Source organism: Rhizobium sp. 01T444, assembly GCF_056398305.1.
On record NZ_JBFTPD010000046.1, the window covers coordinates 1 to 21,296 of the forward strand.

17 protein-coding genes and 2 pseudogenes are annotated in these 21,296 nt (G+C 55.9%); 15 read left to right on the plus strand and 4 right to left on the minus strand.

Going from position 1 to position 21,296, the window contains the following annotated elements; genetic code table 11:
• Nucleotides 1–247: 247 nt before the first annotated feature.
• Nucleotides 248–892, minus strand: a pseudogene (locus AC1DTN_RS34565) (VirB4 family type IV secretion/conjugal transfer ATPase); the annotation flags it as partial.
• Here AC1DTN_RS34565 and AC1DTN_RS34570 point away from each other — a divergent pair.
• From AC1DTN_RS34570 to AC1DTN_RS34615, 10 genes are all read left to right on the plus strand, one after another.
• Nucleotides 864–1,187, plus strand: coding sequence for a hypothetical protein (locus AC1DTN_RS34570; protein WP_477924642.1), 324 nt, complete (start codon nt 864–866; stop codon nt 1,185–1,187). The pseudogene AC1DTN_RS34565 and the gene AC1DTN_RS34570 overlap by 29 nt on opposite strands.
• A 706-nt stretch (nt 1,188–1,893) precedes the next feature.
• Nucleotides 1,894–3,018, plus strand: coding sequence for a substrate-binding domain-containing protein (locus AC1DTN_RS34575; RefSeq protein WP_477924600.1), 1,125 nt, complete (start codon nt 1,894–1,896; stop codon nt 3,016–3,018).
• Nucleotides 3,019–3,087: 69 nt separating this feature from the next.
• Nucleotides 3,088–4,308, plus strand: a complete 1,221-nt coding sequence (locus tag AC1DTN_RS34580) for a sugar ABC transporter permease (RefSeq protein WP_477924601.1) — start codon at nt 3,088–3,090, stop codon at nt 4,306–4,308.
• A 9-nt stretch (nt 4,309–4,317) separates the two neighbouring features.
• Nucleotides 4,318–5,043 (plus strand): 5-oxoprolinase subunit PxpA, encoded by a 726-nt coding sequence (locus tag AC1DTN_RS34585; RefSeq protein WP_477924602.1) that lies wholly within the window; start codon nt 4,318–4,320, stop codon nt 5,041–5,043.
• Entirely contained in the window at nt 5,040–5,957 is a 918-nt protein-coding gene (locus AC1DTN_RS34590; protein WP_477924604.1) for a 5-oxoprolinase subunit B family protein, read from the plus strand. Before AC1DTN_RS34585 ends, AC1DTN_RS34590 begins: the two co-directional genes overlap by 4 nt.
• 14 nt (nt 5,958–5,971) lie before the next feature.
• Entirely contained in the window at nt 5,972–6,937 is a 966-nt protein-coding gene (locus AC1DTN_RS34595; protein ID WP_477924605.1) for a 5-oxoprolinase subunit C family protein, read from the plus strand.
• Entirely contained in the window at nt 6,924–8,486 is a 1,563-nt protein-coding gene (locus AC1DTN_RS34600) for a sugar ABC transporter ATP-binding protein (RefSeq protein WP_477924606.1), read from the plus strand. The genes AC1DTN_RS34595 and AC1DTN_RS34600 overlap by 14 nt, the downstream gene beginning before the upstream one ends.
• Before the next feature lie 88 nt (nt 8,487–8,574).
• A complete protein-coding gene (locus tag AC1DTN_RS34605) occupies nt 8,575–8,817 on the plus strand; it encodes an acetyl-CoA carboxylase (protein WP_477924608.1) in 243 nt (80 codons plus the stop codon).
• Between the two features lie 9 nt (nt 8,818–8,826).
• On the plus strand, nt 8,827–10,188 hold the full coding sequence (locus tag AC1DTN_RS34610) for an acetyl-CoA carboxylase biotin carboxylase subunit (protein ID WP_477924610.1): 1,362 nt from the start codon (nt 8,827–8,829) through the stop codon (nt 10,186–10,188).
• 206 nt (nt 10,189–10,394) lie between these two features.
• Nucleotides 10,395–10,844: a biotin transporter BioY gene (locus AC1DTN_RS34615; RefSeq protein ID WP_477924612.1), complete on the plus strand. Its 450-nt coding sequence runs from the start codon at nt 10,395–10,397 to the stop codon at nt 10,842–10,844.
• Between the two features lie 16 nt (nt 10,845–10,860).
• Here AC1DTN_RS34615 and AC1DTN_RS34620 read toward each other — a convergent pair whose 3' ends face one another.
• Nucleotides 10,861–11,550: a GntR family transcriptional regulator gene (locus tag AC1DTN_RS34620; protein ID WP_477924614.1), complete on the minus strand. Its 690-nt coding sequence runs from the start codon at nt 11,548–11,550 to the stop codon at nt 10,861–10,863.
• 269 nt (nt 11,551–11,819) lie between these two features.
• Here AC1DTN_RS34620 and AC1DTN_RS34625 point away from each other — a divergent pair, with 269 nt between their 5' ends.
• The 5 genes from AC1DTN_RS34625 to AC1DTN_RS34645 all read left to right on the plus strand — a co-directional run bounded on the left by AC1DTN_RS34625 (nt 11,820) and on the right by AC1DTN_RS34645 (nt 18,450).
• Nucleotides 11,820–12,893 (plus strand): phosphotransferase, encoded by a 1,074-nt coding sequence (locus AC1DTN_RS34625; RefSeq protein WP_477924616.1) that lies wholly within the window; start codon nt 11,820–11,822, stop codon nt 12,891–12,893.
• 5 nt (nt 12,894–12,898) lie between these two features.
• The gene (locus AC1DTN_RS34630; protein WP_477924617.1) at nt 12,899–14,230 is read left to right on the plus strand and encodes an aspartate aminotransferase family protein; all 1,332 of its coding nucleotides are present in this window, start codon (nt 12,899–12,901) and stop codon (nt 14,228–14,230) included.
• 13 nt (nt 14,231–14,243) lie between these two features.
• Nucleotides 14,244–15,614: an aldehyde dehydrogenase family protein gene (locus AC1DTN_RS34635; protein ID WP_477924618.1), complete on the plus strand. Its 1,371-nt coding sequence runs from the start codon at nt 14,244–14,246 to the stop codon at nt 15,612–15,614.
• A gap of 100 nt (nt 15,615–15,714) precedes the next feature.
• Nucleotides 15,715–17,202, plus strand: a complete 1,488-nt coding sequence (gene aldA / locus AC1DTN_RS34640; RefSeq protein ID WP_477924620.1) for an aldehyde dehydrogenase — start codon at nt 15,715–15,717, stop codon at nt 17,200–17,202.
• 318 nt (nt 17,203–17,520) lie between these two features.
• Nucleotides 17,521–18,450 (plus strand): XdhC family protein, encoded by a 930-nt coding sequence (locus AC1DTN_RS34645; protein WP_477924622.1) that lies wholly within the window; start codon nt 17,521–17,523, stop codon nt 18,448–18,450.
• 534 nt (nt 18,451–18,984) lie between these two features.
• Here the strand turns inward: AC1DTN_RS34645 and AC1DTN_RS34650 are convergent.
• Nucleotides 18,985–19,145, minus strand: a pseudogene (locus tag AC1DTN_RS34650) (ATP-binding protein); the annotation flags it as partial.
• 67 nt (nt 19,146–19,212) lie between these two features.
• The gene (locus tag AC1DTN_RS34655; RefSeq protein ID WP_477924623.1) at nt 19,213–21,219 is read right to left on the minus strand and encodes an aldo/keto reductase; all 2,007 of its coding nucleotides are present in this window, start codon (nt 21,217–21,219) and stop codon (nt 19,213–19,215) included.
• Between the last annotated feature and the right edge of the window lie 77 nt (nt 21,220–21,296).

Consider the following 21,296-nt stretch of genomic DNA (forward strand, 5'->3'; position numbering starts at 1 on the left):
TTCGTTACCACGCTGATCAACGGCCTGACGATGTTCAATTTTCCGTACTACGCGCAAAGCTTCGTCCAAGGCGTGCTGCTCGTTATCGCACTGCTGATGAGCTACACGCTCGGCCCCCGCCCGCGGTGAGTACCCGTTCTATTCAGTTGACTGGGCAGAAAATGAAGCGACCGCTTCCGAACATCCGCGGAATCTGTTCCCACATGTCCGGAAAGGTCGTCGCCATTAAGGGAGCCGGGCAGGGGATCGATCCCGTCGACACGAAGATCTGCGTGTGGCCAATCGTCGAGGTGAAGGTTCAACCGCAAGGGAGACGAGCCGCTGGCGACCTGCTTCAGCGGCGGAGCGTTTGGCGGGTAAAACGGGCAAGGCGCGACGATGCTGCCCGCCTAGACGGAATTGACCGGAATGAGATCAGCGAGATTGCGCGTATTGATTGGCGGTTCGCGGACGTTGGTGTAGGTGTTGCCCGGCTGGCTGTCGACATAGGCCTCGTTGGCGTTGGGGGACTCTATGCGAGCGCCGAAGCCTTCGGCGCGGATGAGCCTCCGGACTGCCTCTGCCTGATCTCGGAGCCGTGCTTCATCCGTGTCGAACATCACGATGACCGGCTTGTCATAGCCGAACGCAACGATCTGGGACGATGCCTCGGCGATCGCGTCGTCGATTTCGGCAACCATGTCATCGCGTCCTGGTCGACCGAACGGCTCTGGGTCTGGAAGAGCTGATCGAAAAACGGCCGCACCTTTTGCTGCCCTTCTTGCTGGTCCGTTCGAGCTTTTGCCGGGCTTCCCCGATCGCCGAGGAAAATGAACCGGCTCGACCAGCGATAGGTTAGCGGCATCAGGTCGAGCGAATTGAGGATGCCGGGCCAGCTCTCTGCCGGAAACCCCGCTGCAGATGATCGCCCTTACACGCTTGCCGAGCTTGATGTAGAGCTCGACCGCTCGAACCCTATCTTCGTAGGACATAAACGACCTCCTTTGCAGTCCAAGTTTTCGTCCGAACCCCCCGGTTTAATCCGAGCGATAATCAACATCTCGGAAAGCCGCCGAAAAAGCACCAATAACCACACCTCTAGAAAAACTGTCGACAGTATTGGCGGCCTATTTCAAGCCGAAAAACAGGGCAAGCAGTCTAGGATTAAGTCAAAAATTCCTGATTTATATGCTATTGGAAGGGATTGAGGTTGTTGACGCGGGCTTATGTCACTGGTATCGTTCTGTCGACATTATGTGAGGCTCCGCCATGAAGACTGGTATACGCCCTAATTTCTACGGACCGCCCCCGATAGAAATAGTCTCGCTTGCAACCCGGCGATTTGCAACGGCGCGGGCCGTTATTACTGCGTGCATCAGCTGCCTTGCGCCGCTCAGAAGTTCGTTGAGTGATGTCGACAGGCCTCAAGCGCTTCTTTTGTCGGAATGCTCGAAGCGATTGCGCATCGACATTACTCGACCGCGTCGGGTTCCCCGCGGCTTCGCGATCGTTTCGGCGGAGCCTGCGACGTCGATCGGCGACTCCGTCATCCTCAAAGTCTCGTCGAGCAACGGGAAGCGTGAGTTCGAAATAGCGCAAAGAGGACGGTGGTTACCCTTGGCAGAAGAGCTTGCCACCGCAAAAATCCCGTACTCGCGGGTCCCATTGGGTTGGGGCGGGAAAGAGGCATTCGTACTTCACGGTCGGTTCGGCGGAGAGCCCATCGATCACTCGTTCTGGATGACCCGCCAAGCAGTACTTTTTGAATCAGGTAACATCGTAGTCGAATTGCGGGAAACTCGAGGTAAGGGCTTGGGTTTGTTGCTTATGCTTGGCTATGCACGAGATCTTGCCCAAACAACCGGGAGCGTAGTGCGGACGGATAGTTAGTAAGTCATCAGAGGGAGAAAACGAATGACGCAGGACGACGATAAATTCAAAAAATCCACGAGTTTGATTTCAAATAACCCATTGCGAAATATGTTTCGATCTGATCGGAGAGGTGTGCTCAAGGGCGCGGTCGCGCTCGCGGGCGGCGCCTTGGCTAGTGGTTTGGCTGCTCCGGCTATCGCTCAAAAAAAGCCCTTCAGAGTTGCAATGCTGCTGCCGAGTTTTGATCAGCAGCGCTGGCGTGCGGCAGACGGCGCCTTCTTTATGAAGCGTGCGCAGGAACTGGGCATGGAAGTCCTGCCGCTACAATCCTCGAATAACGACCCTGTGTTGCAGGCAAGTCAGGTTGAGAATCTACTCAACCAACGGATTGATGGTCTTGTGCTCGTTGCGGTGAACGTCGACGCGGCCGTGACAAGTGTCCAGCAATGCAATCTTGCAGGTGTTCCGGTTGTATCTCACAACTATATCGTCCCGAATGTAGAGCTCGCGGGCGTTTCGGCCAGAGACGGTGTGGAACTCGGGATGAAGCTGGGCGACGCAATGCTCGCCGCTGCGCCAAAAGGCAATTGGATCGTGAACAAGGGCGATGAAGGTACTGACATCGCCCGTGCAAAGGCGGAGGGTGGTTATAAGGCTATCCAGGCCGCTGTGGACCGCGGTGATATCAAGCTTGTTTCGGATCAGTGGATGATGGCTTGGTCGGGCGATCTCTCGCGCAAGCAAGTAGAGCAGGCTCTTACGGCCGCCCAGAACGACGTCCAGGCCGTTCTGTCCTACTGTGACTGCCAAGCCTACGGTGTCGTCGAAGCACTCAGATCGCAGGGTCTGGCCGGCAAAATCCCCGTGTCCGGGGAAGATGCCGAGCCCGAGATGCTCAAGCTGATACTTGCCGGCGATGCCCATGTGACAGCTTGGACCAAGTTCGACGAGATGGGCAAGCATTCCGCGGATCTATTGTACGCTGCCTTGACGAAGGAAGATCCGAAAGCGCCTGGGACGCTCAACAACGGCGCCGGGGACTGGCCTTGGTTCAAGAGCCCGATCGTCAATGTGACAAAGGATGGACAAGCGCCTCATTCCATTTCCGTAGCTGATTTTGCCGAGCAGAATCCATGGTGGGTTACCAAGGCCTCCCTTGGACTCTGATGTCGGAGCGGCCGCTTACTTGGCGGCCGCCCGGTTTTATTTCGGCCGAGTGAGATGCGGAGAAAAAAATTGAATACTGCCATGAGCCCAACGTCACCCAACCAAGCCGGGCCACCACAAGTCCCAAAACCAGCGCGGGTATCGCTCTTCCAATTTGGTAAGCTTGATCAACTTCGAGCGCTTAGTCTGATAGGCGTCCTGCTGGTCATATGGCTGGCCTTCCAGCTCCTGACCGATGGCCTATTTCTTTCGCCTCGGAACCTGACGACGCTCTTGGTCCAGGTCTCTCTCACTGCGATCCTCGCGTCAGGCATCGTTCTGGTGATGGTGCAGGGTTACATCGATCTCTCGATTGGCTCCGCAGTCGCATTCGTCGGCATGGTCGCCACGCTACTTATTGATCCCACACGTGGTTTGGGGTTAACCAATTCCGCGTGGGTGGTTATCCCTCTGACCTTGGTCGCAGGTATGCTCATCGGTGCATGGCACGGTGTCTGGGTTGCCTGGCTGGGTGTGCCGTCCTTTATCGTAACGTTGGCAAGCCTACTTGCTCTGCGGGGCGCTGCTTTGGTGATAACCGGCGGTTCCACGACTTCACACGGCGGAGTTCTTTCATTCGTCGCTGCTGGCGCGGTTCCGGGCATTTGGGCCTCGATCTTTCTGGCCATCCTGGTTCTGGCATACGCTTTAGTTCGAATCGCTGATCGGAATGCGCGTATCGCTGCGACAGGCAGGCATGAACCTCTTATCGGCTCGGTTGTGCTGCCTGCCATGGGCATACTCGTTGTGGCCGCAGGCGCCTCGGTAGTCGCGCTTTCCTACCGCGGTGCGCCGCTTCCGGTGGTTCTGCTTTTGTGTGTCTTGGTGCTGGTTTCGGTTCTGATGGCACGCACACCCTTTGGACGGCGCCTCTATGCTATCGGCGGAAACCTCTCGGCAGCAAAGTATGCTGGTATCGATGTGAAGCTTCATTGCTTCATTGTCTTCGTCATAATGGGTGCCCTCTATGCAGTCGCGGGCATGATTTTGGTGTCACGCATCGGAGTTGCCGTTCCAACTGCCGGCACCGGTCTCGAGTTGACCGTCATTGCCTCTGCGGTGATCGGCGGAACCAGCCTCTTTGGTGGGAAAGGAACTGTTGCCGGTGCGGTTATCGGCGCGTTGCTGCTCGAAAGCCTCAATAACGGGATGGGGCTGATGAATGTCGAGTCCTCGTTCCAACTTATCGTCAACGGTTTGGTACTGCTGGTGGCTGTCTACATTGACATCCGTGGTCGCAATAACTCCTGAGGTCATCAAATGGCGAACTGGTCGATAAATTGCGACTGCGGCGAATCCTACGGAAGGTTATCCGTGGGGCAGGATGAAGCTGTGGTGCCGCTTATCCACTCTGCGAATATAGCTTGCGGTTTCCACGGGGGCGATCCAAGCACCATCCGACGCACCGCGCGCCTTGCAGTCAGCCACGGCGTCGACTGTGGCCTGCATCCATCGCTGCCCGACCTAATGGGCTTCGGTCGGCGTGTCATGGCGATGGACCCCGGCGAACTAACCGATATTCTCATTTACCAGATGGGCGCGACGAAAGCTCTGGTTGAAGCTGAAGGTGTCCGCTGCATGCATGTGAAACCGCATGGCGTTCTTTATGCCATGCTTTACGAGGAGCGTTATGCACACGCCTTTGCAGATGCAGTCCAAGCGGTGGATCCGGAGGTCGCCTGGATCTGTGAGGCACACAAGCCGACCGCGCGTATAGCTCGTGACCGTGGTTGCAAAACGGTGTTCGAGTTTACCGCTGACCGGGCATACGACGCCGATGGCAACCTGGTCATCACCCGTATGCCTGAGCCCGTGGACCCCGGCTTTGCTGTCGCGCAGGTCAAGCAGGTCGTGACTGAAAGGAAGTTGACAACAACAGCGGGCACGACGCGCGACGTAGAGGCTACCCTGATCTGCATACACTCCGATACCCCCAATAGCGCCGAGGTGGCGTCGGCAATACGTCATTACTTGGAGACGCTATGACTGGCACTGATGAAATTGCAGCTTCATTCAGCGGAGATGAGGCTGTTGATCTCGGTGGCCTCCGCTGGCTTGCTGCGGGTGATCGTTACTGCCTGCTGGAACTTGCTCAACACATAGACCTCGCCAACAACATGCGCGCCATTCAATTAGCGCGTAGGATTATGGACGCGCAAATCGAAGGCGTTATCGAAACGCTGCCGATGTTTGTTACGGTGCTTGTTCACTATGACCCTCTCCGATTGTCGGCTTCCAGCCTACGGGACGAGGTGCGTCAGCTTTGGAGCGAGATCGCCGTAGAAAAGGACGTGGTCCTCGTTTCGAGAATAATCGAGGTACCCGTCTGTTACCTTGATCCCTGGACTAAGGCGTGCGTCGAAAACTATTCCCGTACAATAAAGCCGATAGGTGATGATCCCGAATTTGTAGCCCAAGCAAATGGCCTGCCTTCAGCAGAAGCGTTCGTTAAGCGACACGCTGCAACCGAGCATTGGGTTGGGGGCGTGGGGTTTTGGCCGGGTCTTCCGGACATGATGCCACTTGACCCTCGGTGCCAGCACTCGGTGACGAAGTACGACCCGCCGCGACTTTCCACCGTCGCCGGCGCAGTGGGAGTCGGGGGGGGATTTACCTCGATCTACCCCATGGATACACCGGGCGGCTATCATTTGATCGGAAGAACACCTGTTCCGATATTCAGTTTTGAAAGTCGCTTAGCGCCTTTCCGCGAGGGACCGACGCTGTTCCGGCCAGGCGACCGGGTTCGCTTCCGGCGCATTGATGAGCAAACGTTTTGCGAGATTGAGGCTGCCGCAGCTGCAGGGAGCTATGAGTTCTCGATAACCTCTGACAATCACTTTTCGCTGGATCGGCACAAAGCTTGGAGTGCGGCGGTAGCCGGGGAGGAGTTGGTATGACAGCCAGGCCTGGAATGCGCGTCAAACGTCCTGGCCTGCAGACCACTCTGCAAGATTGGCCGGGTCGGGTCGGCTATTGGAATGTCGGGATTCCGCCTTCTGGCCCTATGGACTCCCTATCGTTCCGACTTGCCAATCGCCTCGTCGGGAATGAACCAGGCGAAGTCGGAATAGAATTTCAGTTCTTAGGCCCAGAACTCGAGTTCTTGGCTGATGCGAGCGTCGCAATCGTTGGCGGGAAGTGCGGTGCAACGCTGGATGGCGAACCTTTCCCCACAGGGGAAGTCGTAGCGATAGGGAAAGGGCAGAGCCTCAATTGCGGAGCCGTTCTGCAGGGCGCTCGTGCGTATCTCGCAGTTGCGGGCGGGTTTGCCACCCCATCTACACTAGGCAGTTGTGCGACGTTCCCCAGGGCCAAGATTGGTGGCGCAACCCTGACCGCCGATATGGACTTGCATTTCGCGGACCCTACAGTCCGCCGTGTTGGTTACTCGGCCAACTGCGGCGAGTCACATCTGGACTGCAAGGTCATCGAGGTGGTGGCGGGTCCCCATTTGGATTGGTTGTCCCAGGGTGGACTCGAAACGCTAGTCGGCGGGAGTTGGAAGGTGTCGTCTCGGATGGACCGCACCGGAATCAGGCTCGAGGGTCCGCCGTTAGACTTTTCGAACAGAGCGCACCAAAAGGCGCCTGAGAACGGCACTGACCCGAGCAATGTGATCAACACCGGCTATCCGATCGGTGGCGTCAACATTTGCGGTGGAACACCTATCATTTTGCCCTGTGACGGCCCGAGCCAGGGAGGGTTCATCACGCCCATTGTCGTGGCGACTGCCGCGCTGCGCAAAGTGGGGCAGCTACGACCCAATCAAGTCATTTCCTTTCAGCGGATCACCTTGGTGGATGCCGTGGCACTCTACAGAGCAAGTGAAAAACTGGCCCATTCCGGATTGATCGAGACACCCCATGCAAAATACTGACATGCGTATTTCGGACCTTCCCTCTCCACCATCGGTCTTGGAAGCTCAGGGGATCTCCAAACGGTTTGGCGGCACGCAGGCTTTGAAGGACGTTTCCATCTCGTTTCGTAGGGGCGAAGTCCACGCGATCGTGGGGGAAAACGGAGCTGGGAAGTCAACGCTGGTCAAGATCCTCAGCGGCTTTCATCCTTCCAAAGGTCATGACGGGACCCTTGCAATCGACGGTTTGCAGATCCAGGTCAGTAACATCCACGATGCCGAGGAGCACGGAATTTTCCTTGTACCCCAGGATATTCAGGTTGTTCCGGCTATGACGGTGTCCGAAAACCTGTTCCTTAATCGTGAGAGAAACCACTTCGGGTTTTTGAGAAGCGGCCAGATGCTGCAAGAGGCAGCCTCTCGACTGCTTGAGTTTGGGTTCGATCTGGACCCGTCACAACCGATTGCGGATCTGACGACGGGTGAGCAGCAACTCGTCGTGATCGCGCGCGCCATGATGCGGAATGTCAAAGTACTTGCACTCGACGAGCCGACCGCGGCTCTTACGGACGCCGAAGCTAACGTGCTTTTCGACCATGTCTCGCGGCTCACCGGGCGTGGCATTGCGGTGATCTACATTTCGCATCGCTTGGATGAGATCATCCGGATCGCTCACCGCGTTACGATAATGCGAGACGGCAAAGTTGTAGAGGGCTTCGAGCTCGGCGAGAATAGGTCCGACGTCGGACGTCGGATCGTGCGGGGGATGGTTGGACGAGACGTTCAACTAACACGCCGCGCCAGCTTAGAGCGTGGCAAATGCAAGCTTTCGGTGAAGGACTTTTCCGTCCCACGGACGAACTCGCGCGGTCAGCAAACGCAAGCCCTAGAGAGCATCTCATTCGAAGTGCACGAACGTGAAGTCGTGGGTGTTTTCGGATCGATCGGCAGCGGGGCCGATGATTTGGCAAACGCTCTTTTTGGTATGCAACCTTGTTCAAAAAATTCAGAACTTGCGATCGACGGAAAGCCGAGGCGGCTCCGCAGTGCGGCCGAGAGCATAGCGGCTGGCATAGGATATCTCCCAGGCCATCGGCAACGTGACGCTGTTTTCCCGCAAATGAGTATAGGTGAAAACATAAGCATGCTCGAACTAGGTTCGCTTCATCGGGCGGGGCTTATCGATGTCAAACGAGAAAGCGCGCTTGTCGCAGAATACTTTGAACGATTCCGAGTCAAGGCTTCGACTCCAGAGATCGCCGTCCGCTCGCTCTCGGGTGGCAATCAGCAAAAAGTAACGCTCGCGCGTGTTCTGTCGAAGGATCCAGGAGTTTTGATTCTGCATGAGCCGACACAAGGTGTCGACATCGCGACAAAAAAGGACATCTACGAGGTAGTCGACGCCCTGGCGCGCAGCGGCAAGGCCATATTGGTGGTGTCCACTGACCTTGAAGAGATTCTGACTTTGAGCGATCGCATTATCGTGCTTCGGCAAGGCAAATGCGCTGCAGTTTACGGGCAAGAGGCCACTCAACAGGATCTCCTTGCCTCTGCAACTGGCGGAGATTAACGAGTTTTGGAAAGTGCTTGTAGCGTTTGGCGGGCTGCGCGGACACACTGCAAGTTGTCTGAAGGCGAATATTAGAGGAAGGTGAGCTATGGCAGTTGAAGTTGTCGAGGCATTCATGCCGGGAATTTTCTACCGCAAGGGAAATCCCGACGATCCACCATACAAGGAAGAAGGCGACATGGTCGTCATGGGAGATGCTGTCGGATTGATCGAGATCATGAAGTCCTTCTCGCCAGTGGAAGCCGGAGTGGCCGGGCGTCTCGTCCGTTTCCTCGTGGAAAGCGGGGATGACATCGATGCCGGCCAGGCCATTTGCGAAATCGAGACTTAACGGCCCATCATGACCATTAAAAAAATTCTCATCGCGAACCGCGGCGAAATCGCCGTGAGGATCATTCGGGCAGCAAAGGAACTTGGGATTCAGACCGTCCAGGCTGTCAGCTCGGCGGACCGCAATATGCTCGCGGCCCTGATGGCCGACACCATAGTGGAAATCGGACCCGCGGCGGCCGGGAAATCGTACCTCAACAAGGATGCAATTCTAAAAGCCGCCTTGGACTGTGGCGCAGACGCCATTCACCCAGGTTACGGCTTCCTATCCGAAAATGCCGACTTTGCGGCGGCTGTCGTCGAAGCAGGAATTATTTTCATTGGGCCCCGGCCCGAGACGATCCGAGCAATGGGAGATAAAGTCAGTGCTCGTCGCTACGCCATCGCGGCGGGCGTACCTGTGGTCCCAGGTAGTGAGGGTAAGTTGGCGAGCCTTGACGAGGCTTTGATATTGGCCGATCAAGTTGGTTACCCCGTTATGATAAAGGCATCTGGAGGCGGTGGCGGCCGCGGTATCCGGGTAGCTTACGACGAAGCCGAACTCCGGACTTTGATGCCGCAGGCAAAAGCTGAGGCGGCCGCTAGCTTCGGCGACGACGGCCTTTACTTGGAGGCATACATTAAAAATGCTCGCCACGTCGAGGTACAGCTCCTTGGTGACGGGCGCGATGTTGTTCATCTCTTCGAGCGTGAATGCTCCTTACAGCGCCGGCGGCAGAAAGTTTGGGAAGAGGCCCCAGCCGCATTTCTTTCCGAGAGCACGAGAGAGGCTCTTTGCACATCCGCAGTGCGTCTTGCAAAAGCTGTCGAATACAGCGGCGCCGGCACGTTGGAATATCTTTACGATCATCAAAGGGAGGCGTTTTACTTTATCGAGATGAATACTCGCGTGCAGGTCGAACACCCGATTACCGAAATGATAACGGGTATCGATATTGTCCGCGAAGGCATTCGCGTCGCTGGCGGTAGTAGGCTTTCGATGACGCAAGCTGAAATTCGCGTGAATGGCCATGCCATTGAGGTGCGTATCAATGCGGAGGATCCCAAACTCGGGTTCAGGCCCTCGCCTGGCACAGTGTCTAGTTTAACGGTGCCCGGAGGACCTGGCATCCGCTTCGACACCATGTTGTATCCCTCTTATGTGATCCCTCCCTACTACGACTCTTTGCTCGGCAAACTGATTGTTTGGGACGACAGTCGAGAGAACGCCCTACGTCGGCTGTCCCGCGCACTGGACGAGCTCAAAATCGCAGGCGTTGCTACCACGGTGCCGCTTCATAAGGCACTTGCAAAAGATCGAGATGTAATCGATTGCGCCGTACATACTGGTTGGCTTGAGCAGTGGCTAGATCGCAACTCTAACAATTTCTAGCTCAGGTAGGTTGTCGGAGTTGGGCCGAACGGGAAATCTCCAAAGAAAGATGGAACAACTCAGCTCGAACACTCACCGCGAGTGCGAAAGGAAGTTAAAATGGCTTTATTGATTGAGACGATCAATACTTTTTTGGTGCCTTCGAGACTAAAAGCAAAGCTGCGAATTACGCAATAAACATCGCCCTGGTCATAACTGGTTCGCTGTTGATCGCTGCTGCAGCCAAATTCGACGTACCAGTCTGGCCCGTCCCGGTGACAATGCAGAGTTTTGCTGTGGCTGCCCTCGCCGCAGCATTTGGGATACGTATGGCCCCTTGCTATTGTGCTGCTTTACCTCAGCGAGGAGACCATCGGATTGCCCATTTTCCCCACCGACGGTCGTTTACTCTACTTTGTAGGTCGACTGGCGTTCTGTTAGGCTTCCTTGTTCAGGCTGCAGTCATTTGCAAAGCGGCGGACCGAGGCGCGTTGATCCGACCATGTCATTTGTTGGTCGCTATGTTGTTTGGCACTACTGTTTCGTACACGCTTGGCTTTATCTGGCTCCTAAGGTTGGCCGATCAAGTTGACCGAGTCGGCCAGTCAAACTTCATTGCGTATGCCTTCCCCAAGGCGGTCACACCATTTGTCACATCTAGCATCCCTTCGTCGTAGTAGCGGGGCGTGGAAGCTATTGTCTGCCGCGTTTCCGACCGTCCACCTGCGACATCCGCATCAGCAACCTTTCCCCGGCGTTGGAGATGTGGCTATACATCGATTCCTCGGCCGCCTTCGTGTGCGAAGACCGGATCGCGGCGAGGATGGGAGCGTGAGCTTCGATTTCGCTGTCGATATCTGAACCGTAGAACTTAGTTAGAAAGATGCAAACTCGGGTACGAGTCTGAAGTGATTTGAGTTGATCGAGCAGTAGTTCGTGGCCACACGGGGAACAAACGGCCCAGTGGAAGTTCATATCCGCCTCAACGACAGCAAATTCGTCTCCCGCAACCACGCTCTCCCGCAGGGCCTCGTACCGCGCTTCAATCTCTTTGATCTCGGCATTGCGGTATCGACCTTCCGTCATGCACAGCCGAACCGCGAACGTCTCCAACACTGACCTCAGAGTGAAAAGTTCGCGAACGCTTCGAGGCGTCAGCGATGTGACCGTCGCCCTTCTGTGCGGATGAAGCGTCACCAAACCTATTTCAGCCAGTGATCTCAGCGCCTCACGCACAACAGTTCTGGAGGTTTGGAATTGTTTGGAGATGGGTACCTCGGCCAAGGTGCTATCCGGCGGAAATTTCCCTCTCAGGATTTCATTTTGAAGGAATTCTACGACGCCCACCGCCAATTTTGGATTGTTTGAAGTTTCCTCAGTCATATCTGTCCAGCATTTTGCGTTGTCGACAAAACGATCACTGCCATTGTGGGGCGCGGATGGCAACTGATTGCTTAGTAGGTATGCTTTTTTGGTTCTCACATATTGACAAGCACGCCTAGTAAACGTACCAAAGTGTCGACAGTTTATCTAGTCGACAAACCACTCTATGGGCGGGAAACGGCCCATTTTAACTCGGATATACGTGTTTTTCTAATGCTCCTGCGAACAAGCACGTCCCAAATCCCTGTCGACATTTTATCGAGGATCAAATGAGCGTTTTTCCGTTGAAAGTCGCCGATAAGCCAAGCCTTCATGCAGCGGAATCGCTATTCACGTCCAAACCACCAGCGGTTGACGTCGAGTTAGCCCGGCGTATCGTCCTTGAGCAATATGGGATCACTGGCGAGCCAACAAAACTTCACAGCGAGCGGGACACTAACTTTCTGGTTTTCACCGGAGAAAACTCTTTCATTCTCAAAATCACCAATCAGGAGGAGCCGGCCGGGGTTACGGATTTTCAGACTGAGGCTCTTTTGCACCTAGAGCGCTCAACTCCGAACCTGCCGGTTCCGCATTTGAAAAGAACCATGGAAGGTAAGCCATCTGCGGTTTTGGAACTGAGCAGCGGAAAGAGTGCCGTCAGGCTTTTGACGTACTTGAATGGATCGCCCCTCAAGGAGCTCCAGCGCTCCAGGTTTCCATACCATCAGATCGGGCAGGTCATTGCTGAGTTAGACAAAGTGCTCGAAGATTTTGACCATCCTTACAAGAAGTATGATTTGGTTTGGGACTCGAGTTCTCTGCCGAAGCTCAAGCCTTTGCTGGGTTTCGTTACTGACCCCGCATTGTTCGCGGTCTGCGAGAAAATCGTTGACGATTTCGAGGAAAGGGTAGGGCCTGGACTGGCGGAATTGAAGTGGCAGGTCATTCATAATGACATCAACTTGAACAACATTCTCGTCTCGCCCGACGACCACAGCGTTTCAGGGGTCTTTGATTTCGGCGATATGGTGTATGCCCCGCGGGTCAATGAACTCGCAGTGACCTGTGCTTATCACGTAGCGGAACAGGATCTCTTCAAGGCGAGGTTGGCGAAGATAGTGTCTGCGTACAATGAAGTGGTTCGCCTGACTGATGGCGAGTTGAGTGTACTGTATGACCTCATCCTGGCGCGGTTCGTGACCACTATCCTCATCACTTACTGGCGTGCATCCATCTTCCCCGAGAACAGAACGTACATCCTCAGAAACAACCCGACGGCTGTCGAAGGGCTCCGCCTTCTGAGCAGTCTTGGCAACGACGCTTCGCGCCAACTTTTTCAATCCGCATGCTACTTGGAGTAGAACCTATGCCTCTTGACACTACGCCTAACCTTTTCATCCCAGGTGCTGCGACGCTCGATCCGGAACTAGAGGCCACTATCGCGCGTCGCCAACAGGTGATGGGTGCCTCTTATCGGCTCAACTATTCGAAGCCGTTACACTTTGTGCGTGGCGAAGGTGTCTGGCTGTACGAGAAGAACGGAACACCGTTTCTGGACTTCTACAACAATGTTGCATCGCTGGGACACTGCCACCCTCGTGTAGTGGATGCCATGGCGCAGCAAGCGCGAACGCTTTGTGTGAACACAAGATATCTCTACGATTCCGTAATTGAATATTCGGAACGATTGCTAGCGACCTTTCCGGCCGAACTATCGCGAGTTGTCTTCGCATGTACTGGTAGTGAAGCCAATGATGCGGCTTGCCGCATAGCTGAGCATGCTACGGGTGGCGACGGGTACATCGTTTCTGATTTTGCGTACCATGGTACCACCAAGACGGTTGCCGAGTTGTCGAGCAACCTCGGCCCAACGGTTCCGCTAGGCCGCACGGTATGGACAGTCATGCCACCCCACACCATAGGGCGATCGGACGCGCAAGCCGCCGAAGCATTTACGGCGGAGGTAAAGTCGGCGCTGGCTGAGATGAAGCGTCGTGGCGTTAAGCCAGCAGCACTTCTGATCGATAGCATTTTCTCGAGCGACGGGGTCTACCCAGACCCTCGGGGCGTAATCAAAGAGGCCGTACAGGCTGTTCGCGCGGAGGGCGGACTTTTCATAGCTGACGAGGTGCAAGGTGGTTTTGCTCGAACCGGCGACTCCATGTGGAGCTTTTCGCGCCATGAAGTGATCCCTGACATCGTGACCTTGGGCAAGCCAATGGGTAACGGCTACCCGATGTCCGGCGTCGTTGCTCGTTCGGAGCTGATCGAAAAATTCGGCGCGAATGCGCGCTACTTTAATACGTTTGCGGGAAACACCGTCGCCGCTGCTAATGGTTTGGCGGTGCTTGACGTGATCCGCGATGAAGGATTGTTAGAGAACTCGCGGATCCAAGGCTCCAAGCTCGGCCAGCAATTGGCAGACACAGGCGACGAGCGAATAGCGCAGGTGCGGGGTTCGGGCCTCTATTGGGGGGTGGAAATCCGCGATACGTCGACAGGTTTAAAGGACGGCCGCACGGCGAGTGCAATCGTAAACGCGATGCGTGAGCGAAACGTGCTCGTTAGTCTGACGGGTCGACACGAGCACGTTATCAAGGTGCGCCCCCCGCTTGTCGTCCAGGAGAATGAGATTGACCGCTTCATGGAAACCTTCCGAGACGTGCTGCGGACCGTCCCTTCCAAATCCAACGATTAGATCGGTGAAACGCATGAGCTTCAAGAGTATCAACCCGGCTACCGGTGAAACGGTAGCGCAATACGCCGCGATGACAGATGCGGAAGTAGAAACGGCAATCTCGAAGGCGCAGAAAGCTTTTCTGTCCTGGCGAATCACCACCTTTGACGAAAGAGCCAAAGTCCTGCGGCAGATAGCCGACGCCATCGATGCTGCCGAACAGGAACTTGCCGGACTTATCACGCGCGAAATGGGAAAGCCTATATCCCAGTCGATCGCCGAAATACGCAAGAGCTCGGGCTTGTGCCGGCACTATGCGGAGCATTCCGCTTCGTATCTCTCGCCACAGATGATTGATCTGCCGGACGGACAGGCGATGGTGGTGCCCGAGCCTCTTGGTGTGGTCTATTCGATTACGCCCTGGAATTTCCCCATCTGGCAGCTTGTGCGGCTCGCGATCCCCACCATCGCAGCAGGAAATGCGGTTGTCGTGAAGCCGGCGCCGAACGTGATCGGATCTGCGGAAAAGCTCATTGAGCTGTTTCAGCGTTCCGATGCGCCCTTGGGCCTCTATCAATGTCTCAGAATCGACCACGATCAGTCCGACCGCATTATTGCGGACGACCGTATCGTCGCGCTCGGTCTGACCGGGAGCGAAAGGGCAGGATCCGCGGTAGGTGCGAGTGCCGGACGTCATTTGAAGAAGGTTGTTCTGGAGCTTGGCGGGAGCGATCCCTTCATCGTCTTGGCAGATGCCGATGTTCAGCGTGCCGCAAGAGTCGCTGCCGTGTCCCGTTTTCAGAATGCTGGTCAAGTGTGCATAGCCGCGAAACGGATCCTCGTGGAAGAAAGCATTTCAGCGGAATTCATGGACGCATTTCTCGCAGAGGTGGACGCTATGAAGATTGGAGATCCCACCATGGCCGACGTGTTTATCGGTCCGATGGCTAGGGGGGATCTGAGGGACGAAGTCGAACGGCAGGTGTCGACCGCCGTAGCAGCAGGTGCCCGTGTAGTACGCCGCGGTGGGACGATGCAAGGCCCTGGCTTCTTCTACGACCCTTCCCTGATCGTGGGTGGTGACGATACGCCGTTCAGGAAAGACGAGATATTCGGACCGGCTGTCGTCGTTATCCCGTTAGCGACTGAGGAGACGCTTATTCGGATTGCTAACGAGACCAGGTTTGGTCTGAGCGCCTCCCTTTGGACCAGCGATCAGGATCGAGCAGCCAATTTGGCCAAGCAAATTGAAGCAGGCTGCGTATTCGTTAATTCCATGTCCAGGTCCGATGCGGCGTTTCCCCTCGGGGGAACGAAACGCTCGGGCTTTGGTCGCGAGCTCGGGCGAGAAGGAGCCCGCGAGTACACGAACCTGAAGACCATTTTTATGTCCAAGACTATCTAAGTTTTGGTTTCACAAAACTCATGCTGGCTGGTGCCCACAAACCAAATCGGGCCTTCGCTTGCGCAGGGTAAGAAGTTTCACAAATTGAGGACTATCAGCGATGACTGAGGCGCTTCCAACTAACTTTCAGCTTTTAATCAATGGACGATTTGTAGACGGATCGGCAGGGTTCTCCTCGGTTATTAATCCAAGTACCGGAAAAGCGTTTGCTCAGGCCCCGGATGCAGGCGAAGATCAGGTCGCCGAAGCCATTTGGGCGGCTCGAGAAGCGCAACCGAAATGGGGCATGAAGTCTCCGCTTCAGCGCGCTGTCATCATGCGACAGATAGCTACGCTCATTCGCCGTGATGCCGAGCTGCTGGCCACTGTTCTGGTCATGGAGCAAGGCAAGCCCATCAACGAAGCCAGGGGAGAGGTGGCTGAAGCGGCCGAGTTCTTCGATTATTTTGCCGAATTCGCTCGCCGTATCCAAGGTGAGATATTGCCATCGGATTTTCCAGGTGAGCAAATATGGATTCAACGCGTTCCCGTCGGGGTCGTCGTGGCGATCCTTCCTTGGAACTACCCATGCGGTCTGGTCAGCAGAAAAGTCGCGCCAGCGCTCATTGCGGGTAACACAATAGTTGTCAAACCGCATGAAGAAACGCCGCTAACAGCACTGATGATGATGCGACTTTTTGTTGAGGCTGGTGTACCGGACGGTGTGGTAAACGTCGTCTCTGGCGCGGGGGAAACTGTCGGAGCTGCCTTGGTTGACCGACGTGACGTCGATTTGATTACAATGACAGGAAGCGTTGCCACAGGAAAACGCATCATGTCCAGCGCTGCGGGCAATCTCACGCCTGTTTCGTTGGAGCTTGGCGGAAAAGCCCCGTTCATCGTTATGGACGACGCGGATATGGAGCACGCAGTCGCGGCGGCAGTGACCTCGCGTTACATGAATTGTGGCCAGGTTTGTGTGTGCAACGAGCGCACATTGGTTCATCGCTCACGGTACGACGAGTTTGTGGAGCGGTTCATCGCCATGACCCGCACGTTGACCGTTGGCGATCCTATGAAAACGACGACGGATATTGGGCCAAAGATCAGCAGCCGTGAGCGAGACAAGGTCGAAAAAATGTTGGCCAAAGCCGTCGCAGACGGCGCCGAAATAGCGTTCGGGGGTGGGAGGCCGCAGAGAGAAGATTTGGCTGATGGTTTCTTCATGAACCCAACGGTCCTCACAAATGTGACCCCGGATATGGACATCATGACGGACGAAATATTCGGTCCGATTGTTCCGATAATGCCGTTCGATACTTTTGAAGAGGCGGTCGCTATAGCCAATAGCAGCAGATTTGGGCTATCCGCGTATCTCTTCACCAACGACTTTAACAAGATCATGGCCACAGTCAGCGACGTTTCATTTGGAGAAATCTATGTGAACCGTTCTGCGGGTGAATTGCTGCAAGCCTACCATGTTGGTTATCGCGAAAGCGGACCTGGTGGAGACGACGGTGTTCACGGACTGGACAAATACCTTAGAAAAAAGACCGTCTACGTCAACTATTCCGGAAAACCAACGGCTGGTCTAATGCCTTTCCGTTGAAGCCGGCTTTCTCCTCACGCAATCGCAGGACCATTCAGATGAGGGTAATGTACTTCGCCTCTTCGATCATGCCGATGATAAAGTCCTCGTCGTGGGCATCAACGCGTGAACCATCGAACCTATGTCGAAGAGGACATCCGGGTGGCTGCGGTTGTTTTGTCGAAGAAGCTGAAATATTTGGTCTGACTGTGGATTATCGCACGAATTCGAGCCACTCTTCACTTCGCAGTCCCCTCCCAACATGTCCCGAGGTATAACGCGAACTGAAAAATGGTGCAAATCCGCTGAAACGCAACGGCCCTGCGCTGAGGATCATTCATGTTCACCTCCTCTCCACTCCAGACCCCAGCCGTGCCGTTTTGTGCGTTCAGGACCGACGACGCCGAAGCGATTATCAACTTTGCTGCGGCCGGCGCTGAAACGAAATATGGGAGCGCTCTGGTGACGCTCGTCGAGATCCGTGGAGGGGCTGCGCGTGCGCTCGGCGCCCAGATGGCGGTTCGTGGTGATGGCGGTTATTGTGGCTACGTCTCGGGGGGCTGCACAGAACCGGCGGTGGCAGCGGAAGCCGTTGCTGCGATACGTAAGCAGGCTGACAGGTATCTCCAACTCGGCGAAGGTTCCCAGTTTTTCGACATTATCCTCCCCTGCGGCGGAGGCATCACCCTGGCGATCCATGTCGTCAAAGATGTGACGCCACTACACCAGATTATATCGGCGCTCCAAAAGCGCGAGAGGATCGCGCTGCGCTATAACCCTTCTGCTCAAACGATCGTGGCCGAAAAGGCCGATGGAAAGGCTACATCCTCATGGAGTGTCTCGTCGTTTGTCCGATCGTATAAACCGAAACTGCGTTTGATACTCTGCGGTCGCGGAATCGAGGTGGAAGCCACGGAGAGAGTGGCCATGGCATCCGCATTTGAGGTGTTCTCATTCGATCGCCGCACCAAGGACTTCGACGAAACCGTTATCGATCAGGACACCGCGTTCGCCGTGTTGTTTCACGACCTCGATCAGGAACTGCCTTTGCTGGAAGCCGCACTGCGGAAAGATCCGTTCTACATCGGCGCCCTTGGCAGCAAAAGGACTCATGAGCGCCGTTGTAATGCCCTATGGGCTCTGGGCTACACACCTGCGCAGACAGATCGCATCAAGGCGCCAATTGGAATGTTCGGTCCCACGCGTGATGCAAATGCCCTTGCGCTTTCTGTCGTGACAGACGTCGCACGGACGCACTCGATTGCATGAAGGAATAGCCTCGCCTATCAAAATATTGTGTCTGCAGACTTGAAAATCTGATCATGGCGTCGGCATGACCATCCGTCTGGAAATTTCAGGCTTCTTCTAAATTGCACTCTGCTATATTATCGGCCCTTAGTGTTTAACGGTTGGATGAGCATCGCTGGCTGCTGACGAGGCGCTGTACTCCGAGCGGTCGGGCCGCAATGTCACTTCGAAGACCAAGTCCGTGCCTGAGCCCAGTGCATCTTTCAGGAATTCCGATTGAGCGGCCTGATCGATCGCCGTGCGCCAGTCAAATAGCAGCTTCTTGTCTGGATCGTTGTTGAGATCGGATTCCAGTGATCTCCTAGAAGGATTACTTGGCACCGGCCTGAACGTTTCGAAGTGAATATTGTCATCACATTTAGGAGCGAAACGGTGGTCATGGCAACGACGGATTAAAAATAGAAATTTGGGCTTGCGTTTTCAAGAGCCAAGATGCGGCTCGCAGACATATGCAACCCATTCAGAAACGCCTTGACCGCCTTTGCAAGGTTTCCTCCATTCGTCAAATGGAAGATTGCTGGTGATCAGCGTCGCGCCGCGCTCGTAGCGTTGTGATCTCAGCTCGAGCAGCAATTCCGCACCGGTCTTCGACAGCGGCAGGAAACCCAGCTCATCGAAAGCTGGTATGCAGCCATTTGCTTCGAGACGCGGAGCAGAATTCCCTTAGCGTGTATCGTTGCAGAAATTCCCACGGAGACCCTACAAGCGCTTTCTTTTGCGTTTTCACGCTGCGAGCCACCTGACCTCATCCGCAGTCAGCCTAATGTCGAGAGCCGAAAGACTATCTTCCAGCTCGGCAACGGTGCGCGGGCCGATCAGTGGGATGACGGGGAAAGGCTGGGCCAGCACATAGGCTAGCGCAATATGGATCGGTTTGCGGCCCAGCCTGCTTGCGATATCGATTGCGCGTTCGCGGCGCTCGAAGTTGCGGTCACTGTACCAGCAACGGACCAGCTCCTCGTCATCCGTCTTCCCGCGGCCTGCTCGCTCCGTGAAGAAACCGCGCCCCTGGCTCGACCAGGCAAAGTTTGGAATTTGCCGTTCGGCAAGCCATCCATTCCATTCGTCGTCCGACGCATGAACGCAGCCGGGCCAGATCGGATCGAGCATCTCTGCCAACGAGAAATTGTTCGAGAGCGCGGCTGGTGAGGTCTTTCCGTTTGCCTCGGCATAGTCGATCGCTTCTTGTAGGCGGGCACGGCTCCAGTTCGACCCGCCGTAAATCCCGCGAATGCGGCCGGCCCGAACCTCGGCATCCATGGCATCGACAAACTCGCCGACGGGAATGTCAGGGTTATCGCGGTGCATGAAGTAGGCATCGACGTAGCCGGTTTTCAGCCGCTCCAGCGATTGCGACAACTGCTTGCCGATGCGGTCCGGATAGACGAGCGGAGAGTGTGCCCCCTTGCCGATCAGCACTACTTCCTCGCGAGGCACGCTGCGGCTTGTCAGCCACTCGCCGAAAATTCTTTCGGTTATGCCGCTATTGTAGATCCAGGCGGTATCAAAAACATTGCCGCCCGCCTCGTAAAAAGCGTCAAGCGTCAATGAGGCAGCTGCGAAATTAGGGAAGAATTCAAATCCGAGCGCCACGACGGAAGCCCGCTTGGCTATGCCCGGGATCTGCCGGCGCGGCACACTGGTGCCCGGCCTGACGGTTTCTCCGCGAATGTTGAAGGGGCGTTGTTCCGGTTTTTCGATTGCGTATTCGAGGCCGATTTCGGACCGCCAACGGTCGAGGACCCTGAGATTGCCGATGGAATCGGCCCAGCTCATGCCGGGCGCGTCAAACTCCTGCCCACCCGCGCGGATGGCATCGCCGGCAGCGTCCACCTCGAAGGAATAAAGCCACCGGTCTTCGACGACCTCGACGGTTTCCCGGCCGCCGTCCTTGCGGATGATTTCAATCCGCCCCGTTCCGCCTTGGTGGCCGGACGCAAACCAGAAGTCGGCGACCTCGATGCGACCTTCGGATCCGATGATGCGCAACACATTGTCCTGCTGCGCCATGATCGAGCAGGAGACTTCGGCGACGATGCCGTTCTCGAACTGCAGCACGGCGGAGGCCCATTCGTCGACCCCGGTTTCACCCAGACGACCGGCGCCGCCGACTTTGACGGGGTCGAGGAACGGCTTATTTTCAATGGCGCCGGCGATCAGTCGCGCCATGGAAACCGGATAGCCGCCGACATCAAGAATAGCACCGCCCGCAAGCGCGTTGGAAAACAGGCGATGGTCCGGCCTGACCGTGCCCATGTCGAAGCCGAAGCTGGATTTGATCAGGCGCACGGTGCCGATCGCCCCGCTTTGTATGAGGTCGACGATTTCTGCGGTCTGCGGATGCAACCGGTACATGAAGGCTTCGCCGGCGAAAACCCCGGCCTTGCGGGCCTCGTGGTAGATGGCATCGGCCTCGTAGGCCGAAAGCGCGATCGGTTTTTCGACCAGCACATGCTTGCCGGCGCGGATCGCCTTGATGGCCCATTCGGCATGCGATGGATGAGGCGTGGCGATGTAAATCGCGTCGATTTCGCCGTCGTCCAGCAGCGCTTCGTAACCATCCACGATGCGGGCGCCGGGGAAGCCATCAGCAAGGCCGGGCCTTGATGTGTTGCGGCTGGCGATCGCAGCCAGTTTCCCCGTCCGGGAATGGGCGATACCGGCCGCAAAGGTCTTGGCAATACTGCCGGGGCCGATAATACCCCAGCCGATGGTCTTCATGTCGGTCATTGTGTTTTCCCGAATTGTCCCGACGGCTCGCTATCTTATGCGGTGCCGGCGCTGTCGAAAAGGAAGGAGCTGGCTGC